This is a genomic window from Cellulosimicrobium sp. I38E (genome assembly GCF_001647255.1).
GTDB classification, from domain to species: domain Bacteria; phylum Actinomycetota; class Actinomycetes; order Actinomycetales; family Cellulomonadaceae; genus Cellulosimicrobium; species Cellulosimicrobium cellulans_E.
In genome coordinates, this window is the sequence record NZ_LUAZ01000052.1 from 1 (window position 1) to 15,177 (window position 15,177).

At 74.2% G+C, this 15,177-nt stretch carries 10 protein-coding genes; 8 read left to right on the forward strand and 2 right to left on the reverse strand.

The window, feature by feature from the left end; genetic code table 11:
* Positions 1 to 163: 163 nt before the first annotated feature.
* Positions 164 to 880 carry a hypothetical protein gene (locus A0J59_RS16205; protein ID WP_064316805.1) on the reverse strand — a complete coding sequence of 239 codons (717 nt, stop codon included), beginning with the start codon at positions 878 to 880 and terminating at the stop codon, positions 164 to 166.
* A gap of 145 nt (positions 881 to 1,025) precedes the next feature.
* Between A0J59_RS16205 and A0J59_RS16210 the strand changes: the two genes are divergently transcribed.
* The 6 genes from A0J59_RS16210 to A0J59_RS16235 all read left to right on the forward strand — a co-directional run bounded on the left by A0J59_RS16210 (position 1,026) and on the right by A0J59_RS16235 (position 8,571).
* Entirely contained in the window at positions 1,026 to 1,847 is an 822-nt protein-coding gene (locus A0J59_RS16210; protein ID WP_047231401.1) for an HAD family phosphatase, read from the forward strand.
* Between the two features lie 373 nt (positions 1,848 to 2,220).
* The gene (locus tag A0J59_RS16215; RefSeq protein ID WP_082379528.1) at positions 2,221 to 3,711 is read left to right on the forward strand and encodes an NAD-dependent malic enzyme; all 1,491 of its coding nucleotides are present in this window, start codon (positions 2,221 to 2,223) and stop codon (positions 3,709 to 3,711) included.
* A 2-nt stretch (positions 3,712 to 3,713) separates the two neighbouring features.
* On the forward strand, positions 3,714 to 4,550 hold the full coding sequence (locus A0J59_RS16220; protein ID WP_369799790.1) for an RNA methyltransferase: 837 nt from the start codon (positions 3,714 to 3,716) through the stop codon (positions 4,548 to 4,550).
* A 266-nt stretch (positions 4,551 to 4,816) separates the two neighbouring features.
* A complete protein-coding gene (locus tag A0J59_RS16225; protein ID WP_064316806.1) occupies positions 4,817 to 5,368 on the forward strand; it encodes an alternate-type signal peptide domain-containing protein in 552 nt (183 codons plus the stop codon).
* Positions 5,369 to 5,482: 114 nt separating this feature from the next.
* Positions 5,483 to 7,909, forward strand: a complete 2,427-nt coding sequence (locus tag A0J59_RS16230) for a BspA family leucine-rich repeat surface protein (protein WP_064316807.1) — start codon at positions 5,483 to 5,485, stop codon at positions 7,907 to 7,909.
* Positions 7,906 to 8,571, forward strand: a complete 666-nt coding sequence (locus A0J59_RS16235) for a signal peptidase I (RefSeq protein WP_082919106.1) — start codon at positions 7,906 to 7,908, stop codon at positions 8,569 to 8,571. The genes A0J59_RS16230 and A0J59_RS16235 overlap by 4 nt, the downstream gene beginning before the upstream one ends.
* Here A0J59_RS16235 and A0J59_RS16240 read toward each other — a convergent pair.
* Positions 8,561 to 11,194: a LuxR C-terminal-related transcriptional regulator gene (locus A0J59_RS16240; RefSeq protein ID WP_064316809.1), complete on the reverse strand. Its 2,634-nt coding sequence runs from the start codon at positions 11,192 to 11,194 to the stop codon at positions 8,561 to 8,563. The genes A0J59_RS16235 and A0J59_RS16240 overlap by 11 nt on opposite strands.
* Before the next feature lie 243 nt (positions 11,195 to 11,437).
* On the opposite strand from A0J59_RS16240, the gene acs reads away from it, so the two are divergent.
* Together acs and A0J59_RS16250 are read left to right on the forward strand one after the other, a co-directional pair.
* Positions 11,438 to 13,456: an acetate--CoA ligase gene (gene acs / locus A0J59_RS16245; protein ID WP_064316810.1), complete on the forward strand. Its 2,019-nt coding sequence runs from the start codon at positions 11,438 to 11,440 to the stop codon at positions 13,454 to 13,456.
* A gap of 202 nt (positions 13,457 to 13,658) precedes the next feature.
* A complete protein-coding gene (locus A0J59_RS16250; protein ID WP_082919107.1) occupies positions 13,659 to 15,107 on the forward strand; it encodes a cellulase family glycosylhydrolase in 1,449 nt (482 codons plus the stop codon).
* Positions 15,108 to 15,177 lie beyond the last annotated feature (70 nt).

The following is a 15,177-nucleotide window of genomic DNA, read 5'->3' on the forward strand; positions in this document are numbered from 1 at the left end:
GCGGAGCGACCGGTGAGCGGGCGCGACGCGGTCCCGGGGCGGACCGAGCGGGGGCGTGGCCCGCTGTTCGACGGCGTGCGGGCCCGCACGAGGCGGTCCCGCACGCCGTCGAACAGCGGGCCACGCCCCCGCTCGGTCCGCCCCGGGACCGCGTCGCGCCCGCTCACCGGTCGCTCCGCGCGTACCGCGCCGCGAGGTCCCGACCAGCGCGCACGACCGGCCCCCGGCCGACGCACGGACCCTGGCCGCGCTCGATCGCCCCGGCGAGAGCCCGGTCCCAGCCGACCGTCGCGGCGACCTCGAGCCCGACGGCGTCCGCGACCTCGCCGCCGGACAACCGCCCCGGAGCCGGCCGGCGCAGGACGAGCGCCGCCGGACCGGGAACCCGGTCGCGCACCGCCGCGGCGCCCGCGACGCCGACCACGTCGAGCGGGGTCACGACCAGCACCTCGTCGCACGCCCCGAGAAGCCCCGCACCGGCCGCGCCCGGTCCGATCGCGGCACGGTCGACGTCGAGCACGAGCACCCCCGACCGGCCGGACGTGACCTCGGCGAGCCCCGCGACGACGTCCGCGAGCGCCGCGGCCTCCGGTCCGCCGCCGCGCTCGGTGCTGACGACCGGGACCGTGCCCCACCGCGGCAGGCGTGCGAGGAGGTCCTCGCCGTCGAGCCGGCCGCGCGCGTCGGCCAGGTCCGGCCAGCGCACCCCCGGGTCCTGCTCGATCCCGAGGAGCACGTCGAGCCCACCGCCCACGACGGCGAGGTCGACCAGGCAGGTGGGTGCGCGACGTCGTGCCACCGCGCGGGCGAGCGAGGCCGCGACGACGCTCGCCCCCGCCCCGCCGCGCGCTCCCACCACCGCTACGACCGCTCCGCCCATCGAGTCCTCCCCCGCTGCCCCGTCGACCGGCGCCAAACCTTGCCCTGACCGGCGGGGCGTCGTCGGGCCGCACGCGCGGCCTGTGGACGGGCACCCCGGCGAGCGCTCCTGTGGACGGCCACGTTCCGCGGCTAGGCTCGCGACCGTGACCCCGCTCCCGGACCCGACTGACCCGCCGCGCGCCGGCCGGGTCGCCGCGTTCTTCGACCTGGACAAGACGATCATCGCGACGTCGTCGGCCGCGGCGTTCTCCCGGCCGTTCTTCGCCGGCGGGCTCATCAACCGCGGGGACGTGCTGCGCAGCGCCTATGCGCACTTCCTCTTCATGGTGGGCGGGGCCGACGCGGACCAGACCGAGCGCATGCGCGCGCACCTGTCGAGCCTCGTGACCGGCTGGGACGTGGCCACGGTGTCGCGCATCGTCGAGGAGACGCTGCACGAGCACATCGACCCCGTCGTCTACGCGGAGGCGGTCGAGCTCATCGAGTCCCACCACGAGCACGGGCACGACGTCGTCATCGTGTCCGCCTCCGGGAGCGAGGTCGTCGAGCCCATCGCGGCGGTGCTGGGCGCCGACCACGCGATCTCGTCGCGCATGGCCGTCGAGGACGGCCGGTACACGGGCGCGATCGACTTCTACGCGTACGGCGAGAACAAGGCCGTCGCGCTCCGCGAGCTCGCCGAGCGCGAGGGGTACGACCTGGAGGCGAGCTACGCCTACTCCGACTCCGTGACCGACGCCCCCATGCTGGGCGCCGTCGGGCACGCGTTCGTCGTCAACCCCGACCGGACGCTGCGCCGGCTCGCCGCCGAGCACGGCTGGGGCGCCCTGACGTTCTCGAAGCCCGTCGCCCTGCGGTCGCACCTCGCCGGGTCGACGCCGGCCCTCGCCGCGGCGGGAGTCGTCGCGCTCGGCGTGGTCGCGTGGGTCGTGTGGCGCGCGCTGCGCCGTCGCCGTCGCGACTGAGACGGCAGGCCGGCCGACGTCACGTGACGGCTCCCACCGCCCGCCGAAGGGCCCGATCCGGACCTCCCGGACCAACCGCTCCGAGCTGTTCGAACGCCCGTAGAACACGGTGTGGAAGTCCCCGCGGAGCGGTTGCGCTCGCCGACCGCCCGGGCTGTGATGGAGGGACAACAGCATCTCGGCGGTACCCACGCGCAGGAAGTCCACGTAGGGACTCGCTGACCGGACGAGACCCGGCCACGACGGCCACCTCGCGCCGTTGCAGCGGACACGGTTGCACGCCTGATAGCCGCCGCGATGCTGGCGGGACGGCGCTCCTGAGGGGGCGCCGTCGTCGTGCCGGGCGCGTGGTCGCCGCGCGATACTGGAGCCCATGACGTCAGCGCCGAGTGTCTCCTCCTCCATCACCGTCCGCCTCCAGGTCGAGGCGCGCCCCACCGCCGTGAGCGAGCTGACGACGGCGATCGAGCACACGGGCGGGATCGTCTCCGCGCTCGACGTCACGGCGTCGGGGCACGAGCGCATCACGGTCGACGTCACGGTCGCGACGCGCGGCGAGGAGCACGCCGGGCAGATCGTCGACGCGCTGCGCGCGCTGCCGGGCGTCGTGGTCGACCGCGTCTCGGACCGCACGTTCCTGCTCCACCTGGGGGGCAAGCTGAAGATCGAGTCCAAGGTGCCGATCCGCAACCGCGACGACCTGTCGATGATCTACACGCCCGGCGTGGCGCGCGTGTGCGAGGCCATCGCGGCCAAGCCCGACGACGCGCGCCGGCTCACGATCAAACGCAACACCATCGCGGTGGTCACCGACGGCTCGGCCGTGCTCGGCCTGGGCGACATCGGCCCCCTCGCCTCGCTGCCGGTCATGGAGGGCAAGGCCGCGTTGTTCAAGCGGTTCGCGGACATCGACGCGTTCCCGATCGCGCTCGACACGACCGACGTCGAGGAGATCGTGCGGACCGTCAAGGCCATCGCGCCGGTGTTCGCGGGCATCAACCTCGAGGACATCTCCGCACCGCGCTGCTTCGAGATCGAGGCCCGCCTGCGCGCCGAGCTGGACATCCCGGTGTTCCACGACGACCAGCACGGCACGGCGATCGTCGCGCTCGCGGCGCTGACGAACGCGCTAAAGGTCGTGGGCAAGGACCTGCCGGACGTGCGCATCGTGCTGTCCGGGGCCGGCGCCGCGGGCACGGCGGTGCTCAAGCTGCTCCTCGCGGCGGGAGCCCACGACGTCGTCGTCGCGGACATCGAGGGCGTCGTCCACCCCGACCGCCCGGGACTGTCCCCCGCGCTCGCGTGGACGGCGGCCAGCACGAACCCCCGGCGCGTCACCGGGACGCTGCGCGAGGCCGTCGTGGACGCGGACGTGTTCATCGGCGTCTCCGCCCCGGACGTCCTCACGGGCGACGACGTCGCGCGCATGGCGCCCGGCGCGATCGTCTTCGCGATGGCGAACCCGCGCCCCGAGGTCGACCCGGTCGAGGCGGCGCGGCACGCGGCGATCGTCGGCACCGGGCGCTCCGACTTCGCGAACCAGATCAACAACGTCCTCGCGTTCCCCGGCGTGTTCCGCGGCCTCCTCGACGCGCAGTCGCACCGCATCACCGACGGGATGCTGCTCGCCGCGGCCCGCGCCCTCGCGTCCGCGATCCACGAGGACCAGCTCAACCCGACCTACATCATCCCGAGCGTGTTCAACCCCGAGGTGACGACGCTCGTCGCCGCCGCCGTCGAGCGGGCCGCGCGTGCCGCCGACGAGGCCGAGCCCGCCGCGCTCACCGGCGGGCTCCCGCGCGTCGCGCCCGCGACGGCGCCCACGTCGGTCTCGCCGACCTCGACCACCACCCCGGAGGCCTGACCGTGCAGCGCGTCACCACCCGCAACGCCGCGTTCCAGCAGTGGGAGGCGCTGCTCGGCAACCGCACCAAGCGGCACCGCGCGGGAGAGATGGTCGTCCAGGGGGTGCGCCCGATCACGCTCGCCGTCGAGTCCGGCTGGACCGTGCGGACGTGGCTCGTGGACGCGGACCGGTCGCTGTCGAGCTGGGCGCACGCGATGCTCGACCGGGTGCGCACCCAGCGGTTCGCCGTGTCGTCGGAGCTGATGCGCGAGCTCGGCGGCAAGGAGGACGACGCGCCCGAGCTGCTCGCGATCGTCGCGACACCACCCGACGACCTGGGGCGGATCGCCGCGGACGGCCGCGCTCCGAGGGACGGCGCCGCGTTCCTCGGCGTCGTGCTCGACCGGCCCACGAGCCCCGGGAACGTCGGGACGGTCGCGCGGTCGCTCGACGCGTTCGGGGGCGGTGGGCTGATCGTCGCGGGGCACGCCGCGGACCCGTACGACCCGCGCGCCGTGCGCGCCAGCACCGGCTCGATCTTCTCCGTGCCCACGGTCCGCGTCCCCGCCGGGCGCGACGTCCTCGACTGGGTCTCCGCGCAGCGCTCCGCCGGGATCCCGCTGACCCTGCTCGGGACGGACGAGCACGGCGACGTCGAGCTCGCCGAGCACGACCTCACCGGGCCGACGCTCGTGCTCACCGGCAACGAGACGACCGGGCTCAGCGCGGGCTGGCGCGAGGCCTGCGACGTCATGGTGAGCATCCCCATGCTCGGCACCGCGAGCTCGCTCAACGCCGCGAGCGCGACCACGGTCGTGCTGTACGAGGCCGTGCGCCAGCGCCGGGCGCGCGGCTGACCTGACGCGCGCCCCGTCGTCTGCCCGACGGCGGGCCTCGCCCCGGCGGTCCCGGCGCCCGGGCTGGGCGCCGGGCCGGGACGCCTCAGTCCCCGCCCCGCACACCCTCAAAGTTGCCTCGGGCATTCGTAACACCGCTGGTGGGCGCGCTGGCGCTACCTACTCAGTCCCCTCCGCGCACCCCCGTGCACGCCCGCGCGACCAGATCCTGCTGGAAGACGGGCGCGCACGGTGCGGGTCCGAGCACCAGGAGGGGACCGAGCACCATGACCACCACCACCACGAAGAAGAACCACGGGGCCGTCAAGGGCACGGTCGCCGCCGCTGCCGGCATCGCCGTCCTCCTCGGCGGCGCGGGCACGTTCGCGCTGTGGAACCAGAGCGGCGCGATCAGTGGCGCAGCCACCGAGACCGGGACGCTGACCGCCGACTTCAGCGGAACCACCAGCTGGCAGGACGTCACCCCAGGTGCCGGCAACGCGATCGCCGACATCGCGGCGTTCCGCATGGTGCCCGGCGACATCCTCGAGGGCACGACGACCGTCGAGGTCACCGCCACCGGCGAGAACCTCCTGGTCGACGCGACGCTCGACAGCACCACCGCGAACCTGCCCGAGGGCGTGGACGCGACCGTCCTCCTGTCCGACGGCACGGCCTCGGGCGAGACTCTGGAGCTCACGGGCTCGAACGCCGGGACGGTCTACGACCTCACCGCCACGGTCACGCTCTCCTTCGACGAGGGCAGCGAGGCGTCGCAGGGCGCGACGGTCGACCTGACCAAGGTCAACGTCGACCTCCAGCAGCGCCTCAACTCCTGACCCCACGATCCCCACGGGCGGGGCGGTAGCGCCCCCTCCTGCCCCGCCCGTGGCGCTCCCCCGCCACACCGAAGGTCGGACGCCGACCGACCCGTACCTCAGACGGGAGCCACCATGCACCGCAAGGCCCGCTCCACGAGCCCCGTGCGCGCGGCGCTGATCGCCGCGGTCGCGGCCGTCGCGCTGGTGCTCATGCTCCCCGCCGCGGGGGCCTACGCGGCGTGGAACGACGCCGCACCCCTCGGCACGTCGACGGTGACCACCGGCAGCCTCGGCCTCGACCAGGACGTCCTCCCCCGCGGCACCTGGACGAGGGACGGGTCGGCGTTCGACCCGGCGACCGACCGGCTCACCGCGGGCACCACGCTCACCTATGCCGTCGCGGGGGTCCCCGTCACCGCCGTCGGGGACAACCTCCGGGCCACGTTCGCTCTCGCCGGCGCGCAGGTCCCGGCCGCGGTCGCGGACCACGTGGCCGTCGCCGTCTCGTCCGACCCCACCCCCGTGCTCGGCGCGGACTCCGACGCCGAGGGGCACCAGTCCGTGACCCTCGTCCTCACGGTCACCGCGGACGCGGCGCTGCCGTCGGGGACGCAGACGATCGACCTCACCGACCTCGTCGTGACGCTGACGAACGGGCACGCCTGGACGGACACGGCGTCGCTCGACGCCGGCACGCTCACCACCGGACGCGCCCCGGCGCCGGGCGGTTCCACCCTCACCCTCATCTACTCCCTCGCGCTCGACGACGACGGCGTCCTGGGCTTCTACCTCGACGACCCGGCCCCCGGCACCACGATCGCCTGGGGCTTCTGGGAGGGCGGCACCGAACGGACGACGACGGCCGTCGACGGCCTGAACGCGATGGACTTCGGGGACCGCCAGACCAACCCGAACGTCCGCGTCACTGGCGCGTTCGACGCTCTCGGTTCGCCCGATCAGGACGCGAGCCTGATCGGCGCCCTGACCCACGTCTCCGGCTGGTCCGAGGCCTACGGCTCGACCTCTGCCCGGCACGCCTTCAAGGACGCCGTCCACCTGCAGAACATCACGGAGCTCCCGGACACGCTGACGGACACCGCGTACGCCTTCCAGAACGCCGGCTCGGGCAACCCCCTGGGCTCGCAGTCGTTCGAGCTGACGGGCTGGGACTCCTCGCGCGTCACGACCATGGCCCACATGTTCGACGGCGCCACGAACTACAAGCAGTACCAGCCCACCTGGGACACCTCCAACGTCACCGACATGTCGTTCATGTTCGCGAACACCCGCTCGTTCCGCGGGCCGATCAGCTTCTCGAGCACGGCTCGCGTGTCGACCATGGAGGGCATGTTCCAGAACGCCACGGCCTACGAGGGAGCCTCGTGGTCGGAGGGTGCCTTCATCCAGTTCTGGGACGTCTCGAGCGTCACGAGCATGGCGCACATGTTCGACGGCGCCACGGCGTTCAACCGTCGGCTGGAGAACTGGGACACGTCGAGCGTCACCGACATGTCGGCGATGTTCCGGGGCGCCACCTCGTTCAACCAGGACCTGTCGCGCTGGGACACGTCGAGCGTCACCGACATGTCGGCGATGTTCCAGGGCGCCACGGCGCTGAACCAGAACCTCAACACCGTCGGGAGGCGCTGGGACGTCTCGAAGGTCACCACGATGGCGCACATGTTCGACGGCGCACGGACGTTCCACGGCGACATCACCGCGTGGGACACGAGCAGCGTCACGGACATGTCGTCGATGTTCGAGGGAGCCGTCAACTTCAACGGCAACCTGGGGAGCTGGTCCCGCACGGGCAGCGTCACGACCATGAGCCGCATGTTCATGAACGCGGACGCGTTCAACCAGGACCTCGTCTCCTGGGACACCGGCAGCGTCACGGACCTGTCGTTCATGTTCGCCGAGACGGCGAGCTTCCACGGTGACGTCCGCGCCTGGGACCTCTCGTCCGTCACGACGACCGCCCACATGTTCCAGAACTCGGCCTTCGACTACTACTCGCTCGGCGCCTGGGGCGACGACCCGGTCTGGGACGTCTCCCACGTCCAGGACATGTCGTTCATGTTCGCCGGGTCGCGGTACGACCACTCGCTCGCCGGCTGGGACCTGTCGAGCGCGACGGACGTGACGTCGATGTTCCAGGACGCCGCGCGCTTCGACCAGGACCTGTCGAGCTGGACCGTGCGCCCCGACGTCGTCCGCACGGACTTCAACACGGGCGCGAACCCGGCGTGGGTCGCGAACGCGGCTTGGCAGCCACCGTGGGTCGTGCAGGTCGCCGCCCGTACGGCACCGCCCGCTCCCGATGCGCAGGACGCGGCAGGGTCAGGGGCCATGACCGAGGTCGCGCCGGGGGACGACACCGCGGCCGACGCGACGGCGGACGCGGCGTCGGACGCGGCGTCGGACGCGTCCGCGACGCCCGACCAGGACGCCGCCGACCCCGACCCCGAGACCGAGACCGGTGGCGGCACCGCGGGGGAGCTCGCCACGGACCCGTCGGCACGTCCGACCGCCGTCCCGGCAGAGGAACGGGCAGAGTGAGCACGAGCACTGATCCCCGCCGAGCTCCTCAGGAGGTCGAGATCAGCACCCATGACGCGACGGGAGGCGTGCCGCCGGAGAGCGTCCCGGAGCCCGAGACCGCCGGGCCCGGACGACACCCCGTGCTCTCCGGCCTGTGGGCGGGCGCCACGTACGGCCTGCTCGCTCTCGTCCTGCTCCTCGCGGGCCTGCTGATCGTCGTCCCGCGGCTCGCGGGCGGCGTCCCGCTGACGATCCTGTCCGGCTCGATGGAGCCGAGCCTTCCTGTCGGGTCGCTCGCCGTCGTCGTCCCGGTCGAGCCCGAGGACGTGCGCATCGGGCAGATCGTCACCTACCTGCCGAACCCGGACGACCCGACTGCGATCACGCACCGCGTCACGAGCATCACGCACCGGCCCGACGGCGGGCTGGCGTTCACCGTGCAGGGCGACGCGAACGCCGCCGCGGACGCACCCGTGCAGGACTACCAGGTCCGCGGTCGGGTCCTCTACGCGGTCCCCTGGATCGGGTACCTCAACTCGGCCGTCAACGGAGACGAGCGGTCCGTCGCGGTCTACGTCGTCGCGGGCGCCTTCTTCCTGTGGGCGCTCAGCCTGTGGTGGCGCGCGTGGCGCCGCCGGGCGACGGTCGCCACCGACGCACCCGGCACCGTCAACCCATGAGGCCGCGCCTGTCCGCGACGCCGAGCTTCTGCATGGCGCGGTAGAGGTGGTTCTCGACCGTGCGCACCGAGAGGAAGAGACGGCTGGCGATCTCGCGGTTCATGAGCCCGTCCCGCGCGAGGCCGACGATCTCGCGCTCCCGTGCGGTGAGACCGGCGGCCCCGTCCGACGTCCGGCCCGGGGCGCGACACTCCCCCGCCACCGCGGCGACCTCCTCCGAGGTGAGGGGCGCACGCCCCTCCTGCGCGGCACGCTTCTGCGCGACGTCCACGGCCGCCTGTGCCAGCGGGCCGCCGGCGCGCAGCGAGCCCGCCGCCTCGAGGACCGCGCCGCTCGTCCCGTGCTCCAGGTACCGGTGCAGGCGCACGGCGGGCGCGAGGAGCGGGACGCGCATGCCGGCGAAGGCCTCCTCCAGCCGGGCGAGCCGCCGCTCCCCGAGCCGCTGGGGCGTCAGGGCCCAGCAGAACGCGGCCGAGGCGAACCTCCCCTGCGCCCACAGCGCCTCGCCCGCGCCCCACAGCGCCTCCCCGTCGGGCTCGCGCCCTGCGGCCGCGTCCACCTCGAGCCGCGCCCACGGCCGGAGGAAGTCCAGCGCGGGGACGTAGGGACGCGGCGTGCTCTCCAGCTCGTCGAGCAGGGTGCGCGCCAGCCCGTCCCGGCCCCCGCGCGCGTGCAGGACCGCCGCGAGCGCGAAGACCCGCTCGTCGTACGGGCTCTGCACCGGCCCGCACCGGCCGAGCCGCAGCACGACGCTCAGCGCACGCAGAGCCCGGTCGTGGTCGCCGCGCAGGAAGAACGCCGTCGCGAGCCCGCGCGACGCGAGCCGGATGCCGAACGGGGCGAGGTCGTCGTAGGCGGCGCTGAGCCGTCCGCGCGACCAGGCGACCGCGTCGTCCACCTGGCCGGCGAGGAGCAGCGCGTCGCCGCGCAGCGCATCGAGCTGGTGGGTGAACGGCCGCTGCCGGGACGATCCTTGCCACGCACCCAGCAGCTCCATGGCCCGGTCCGGGGCACCCGCCTCCAGCGCGCCCTGCACCCGGAGGATCGTCGCGAGGCCGCGCAGTGCCTCGGGGACGTCCCGCTCGTCGTCGACGTCGGCGAGGTCGAGGTCGGCCACGTCGAGGTCTGCGACGTCAAGGTCCGTGACGTCGAGGCCGACGTCCGGGTCCGTGCCGCCGGGGTCGCCCGCTCCCGACGACCGGTCGGCAGCACCGCGCGCGTAGAGCCGGTCGAGGTGCGCGAGGAACGGCTCGCCCAGCCCGGGGAGGACGAGGCGGCCGGACGGCCCCGGGTCGTGCAGGAGGCCCCCGCGGATCGTCCCGCCGCTGCGCGCGGCCCACTGCCCGCGGAGCAGCACGTACGCACCGACCTCCTCGGGCGCGTCGTCCTCCCCCGCCGTCGTGCCCGCGAACACCTCGTCCGCGTCCACGACCGCCAGCCCGTCCACGAGGTAGAGCCGCAGGAGCGGCAGCGCGCTCGCGACGTCGCGACGCTCCGACCAGGCGCGAGACCACAGCGCCGCGCGCGTGCGCACCGACTCCGAGATCAGCGCGACCTGCTGGTGGACCGGCCGGTCCTCGGGGACGACGGCGTCCTCCTCGACCGTGCCGACCGCACCGGCCGCGCGCGGACCCGGCTCGGTGGACGCGGCCCCCGTGCCCAGCAGCTCTGCGGCGCGCTCGCGCAGCAGAGCCCGCCGGGCCGGCGTCAGGCGCAGCCGCAGCGCGTGCCCGAGGACGGGGGGTCGGACGGCCACCATGCGGGTCCGCGACCGCTCGTCGACCGCGATCCGTCCCGCGGCGTCGAGCGCGAGCACGACGTCGTCGCCGAGCAGGGTGCGCGCGTGGTCGAGGTCGAGGAGGCCGAACCAGGCGAGCGCGTCGAGCGCGTCGAGCTGGTCGGCGGGGAGCTGGCTCAGCAGGCCCTGGACGACGGGCTCGGCCGGCAGGGTCTCCAGGCTGCCCGTCTGGGTCCAGCGACCCCGGGTCCGGCCGACCACGCCGGCCTCGAGAGCCGCGGTCGCGAGGAGGCTCTCGACCCGCGGGTTCCCGCCCGACCGGCCCGCGACCGCGGCGGCCAGCCCGACCTCGACCGCGCCGCCGAGGACGTCGCCGAGGAGCGCGACGGTGGCGTCGACGCCGATCGGTGCCACGCGCTCGAGCACGGCGCCGGTCGTGAGCGGCGCGCCCGCGTCGAGGGGCGCCCCCGACGGGAGGGTCGTGACGACGCGGACCTGGTCGGGTCGCTGCCGGGCGGCGGCGGCCACGACCGTGAGCGACGCCCGGTCGAGCAGGTGGACGTCGTCGACGAGCACGACGGCGGACCGGGAGCCCAGCGCCTCGGAGAGCACCGTGGCCGCGTCGACCGCCCCGCCGCGGCCCGAGCCACGGGGCCGCAGCACGGGATGGGTCGCGAACGCCGCGAAGGGGACGGCGTCGCCCGTCCCCGCGCCGGGCAGCTCGACGACCGCGGTGCCCGACGACCGCAGCGGCCCGACGAGCGCGCGCAGGACGGTGGTCTTGCCCGACCCGGCGTCGCCTCGCAGGACCACGTCGTGGCCGGCGCGCAGCCATCCCGTGACCGCCGCGAGCGCGTCCTGGTGGACGAAGGTGCCGTGGCCCACTGGCGCTCCCCCTCCCCGTCCGGCGCGACACCCCAGGATGTCAACACCCCTGGCTGACGGCGACCGGAGGCGCCGACGGACGGGGTTTGCTAGGAGAGCGCCCGAATCATGGACGCGGTGACCCCCGTCACCCGCGAGGTCTAGACTCGCCCGCGACGAGGCCCTACAGGGACCCGCCTCCCCGGGCGCGACGCGTCGCGCGCCGGCGGACCGCACCAGAGTCGATGCGCACCGGAGGTCAGCGTGCCAGAGAACGAGTCCACCACTGCCCAGCCCGGGTTGGAGAACCTCCTCCACGAGACCCGGAGCTTCCCGCCGAGCCCGGAGTTCGCCGCGCAGGCGAACGCGACGCCCGAGCTCTACGAGGAGGCGCGGGCCGACCGGCTCGCGTTCTGGGCGCGGCAGGCGAACGACCTCGTCACGTGGCGCACGCCCTTCACCGAGACGCTCGACTGGTCACAGGCCCCCGTCGCGCGGTGGTTCGCGGACGGCACGCTCAACGCCGCGTACAACGCGGTGGACCGCCACGTCGAGGCGGGCCTGGGCGACCGGGTCGCGATCCACTTCGAGGGCGAGCCGGGCGACACGCGCACGGTGACGTACGCGGAGCTCCAGCGCGACGTGTCGCGCGCGGCCAACGCCCTCGCGGCGCTCGGCGTCGAGACCGGCGACCGCGTCGTCATCTACCTGCCGATGGTCGTCGAGGCCGTCGTCGCGATGCTCGCGTGCGCCCGGATCGGCGCGCCGCACTCCGTCGTGTTCGGCGGGTTCTCGGCCGACGCGCTGCGCAGCCGCATCGCCGACGCCGAGGCGAAGCTCGTCATCACGGCCGACGGCGGGTACCGCCGCGGCACGGCCTCGGCCCTCAAGCCCGCGGTCGACGAGGCGCTCGCGCCCAAGGAGGGCGCGGACCCGACCACGGTCGAGCACGTGCTCGTCGTGCGTCGCACGGGCCAGGACACGGCCTGGACGGACGGCCGCGACGTGTGGTGGCACGAGGCGCTCGAGTCGGCCGACACGACGCACACGCCGGTGTGGGTCGAGGCCGAGCACCCGCTGTTCATCCTCTACACGTCCGGGACGACCGGGAAGCCCAAGGGCATCCTTCACACGACCGGCGGGTACCTCACCCAGGCCGCGTACACGCACCGCAACGTCTTCGACCTCAAGGCCGAGAGCGACGTCTACTGGTGCACGGCCGACATCGGCTGGGTCACGGGCCACTCGTACGTCGTCTACGGCCCGCTGCTCAACGGCGCGACGCAGGTCATCTACGAGGGCACCCCGGACTCCCCGCACCAGGGCCGCTGGTGGGAGATCGTCGAGAAGTACAAGGTCTCGATCCTCTACACCGCGCCTACCGCGATCCGCGCGTGCATGAAGTGGGGCGAGGAGATCCCGGCGAAGTTCGACCTGTCGTCGCTGCGCGTGCTCGGTTCGGTGGGCGAGCCCATCAACCCCGAGGCCTGGATGTGGTACCGCCGCGTCATCGGTGGCGACCGCACCCCGATCGTCGACACGTGGTGGCAGACCGAGACGGGCGCGATCATGATCTCGCCCCTGCCGGGCGTCACGGCCGCCAAGCCGGGCTCCGCCCAGGTGCCGCTCCCGGGCATCGTCGCGGACGTCGTCGACGACGAGGCGCACTCCGTGCCGAACGGCGGCGGCGGGTACCTCGTCCTGTCCGAGCCGTGGCCGTCCATGCTGCGCGGCATCTGGGGCGACCTCGAGCGCTTCAAGGACACGTACTGGTCGCGCTTCCCGGGGATCTACTTCGCGGGCGACGGCGCCAAGAAGGACGAGGACGGCGACATCTGGCTCCTCGGGCGCGTCGACGACGTCATGAACGTCTCGGGCCACCGCCTCTCGACCACGGAGATCGAGTCGGCGCTGGTGTCGAACGAGATCGTCGCGGAGGCCGCGGTCGTCGGCGCGAGCGACGACCTCACGGGCCAGGCCGTCGTCGCGTTCGTCATCCTGCGCGGCGAGCACGCGGCCCGGGCCGCGGACGCCGACGGGGCGGCCGCCGTGCAGACCGAGCTGCGCAACCACGTGGCGAAGGAGATCGGCCCGATCGCCAAGCCCAAGCGCATCCTCGTCGTGCCGGAGCTGCCCAAGACCCGGTCCGGCAAGATCATGCGCCGTCTGCTGCGCGACGTCGCGGAGAACCGCACCGTCGGCGACGCGACGACCCTCGCCGACTCGTCGGTCATGGAGCTCATCTCGGCCGGCCTCCAGAAGCCGTCGTCCTCCGAGGACTGACCGGCCCACCGCCGACCACGGGGTCGGTGTCGTTCTCCGCGCGAGGACGACACCGACCCCGTTCTCGTGCGCGGGCAGGCTCGTGCTCGGCGGGTGCGCCTCGCTTAATCGGTTCAGGCACTGCTCGACGGCGGCGCCCGACCTCACGATGTCGGGGCACGCCGACCCGGGCGTGCGCAGCCGACAGAGACGAGGTCGTCCGATGAGCCGCACCGCCCCCGTACCCGACGCCGACGCCGCCCGACCTCCCGGGACCGGACGGTCCGCCCCGCTCGTCGCGGCGCTCGTGACCGCCGCGGTCCTCGCCACGTGCGGCGCGGTCGCGACCGCCACCGCGCGGTCCGCGGCGGCCGCCGAGACGGATACCGAGGCGGACACGCCGCCGGGCATCCACGTCGCCGACGGGAGGATCGTCGAGGCCGACGGCACGGACCTCGTGCTGCGCGGCGTCAACCACGCGCACACCTGGTACACGCACACCACGGGATCCTTCGCCGACATCAAGGCGGCCGGCGCCAACACGGTGCGCGTCGTCCTGTCGAGCGGCGACCAGTGGACCCGCAACTCGCCCGAGGACGTCGCGCACGTCGTCGACCTGTGCGAGGAGAACCGCCTCGTGTGCGTCCTCGAGGTGCACGACACCACGGGCTACGGCGACCAGTACGCGCCCGACGCGGGAACCCTCGACCAGGCGGTCGACTACTGGGAGGACCTGTACCCGACGCTCACCGGCACCGAGGACTTCGTCCTCGTCAACATCGGCAACGAGCCGTTCGGCAACGACGCGACGGTCAACCAGCGGTGGGCGCCCGAGACGTCGGCCGCGATCCAGCGCCTGCGCGGCATCGGCTACGAGCACGCGATCGTCGTCGACGCCCCGAACTGGGGGCAGGACTGGACGAACGTCATGCGCGCCGAGGCGCAGGGCGTGCTCGACGCCGACCCGGACGCGAACACGATCTTCTCCATCCACATGTACGGCGTGTACGCGCAGGCGGCGACGGTCACGGACTACCTGGAGCACTTCGTGGACGCCGGGCTGCCGATCATGGTCGGCGAGTTCGGCTGGAAGCGCGCCGAGGGCGACGTCGACGCGGACGTCGTCATCGCGGAGGCGAACCGCCTCGGCCTGGGCTGGCTCGCGTGGTCGTGGAGCGGCAACACCGACCCGTACCTCGACATGGTCCTCGGGTTCGACGCCGCGTCACCGAGCGCCTGGGGGACGCGCGTGATCGACGGACCGGGCGGCCTGCGCGAGACCGCGGTCGAGGCGTCGTGGTTCGACGGCGACGGGCCGGTGGACCCGCCGGACCCCACCGACCCGCCCGACCCGACCGACCCGCCGGACGACGCGGCGTGCTCCGCGACGGTCCGCGTCGCGAACGCCTGGCCCGGCGGGTGGCAGGGCGAGCTCGTCGTCACGGCGGGTGACGCCGCGGTCACGGGCTGGACGGCGACGTTCGCGCTGCCGTCGGGCACCGCCGTCGCGCAGCTGTGGGGCGGCGTGCACGGCGCGACCGCCTCGGGCGAGCGGGTGACGAACGCCGCGTGGAACGGCGCCCTCGCCGCGGGCACCACGACGACCGCCGGGTTCATCGCGACGGGCGCCGCCCCGGCCGCCGCACCCGCGGCGGTCTGCACCGCTCCCTGACCCTGCGCGCCGGGTGCGGGACCGGCGACCGGGTCGCACCGGACCCGGTCGCCTCTCCGCGCCCGCGGCC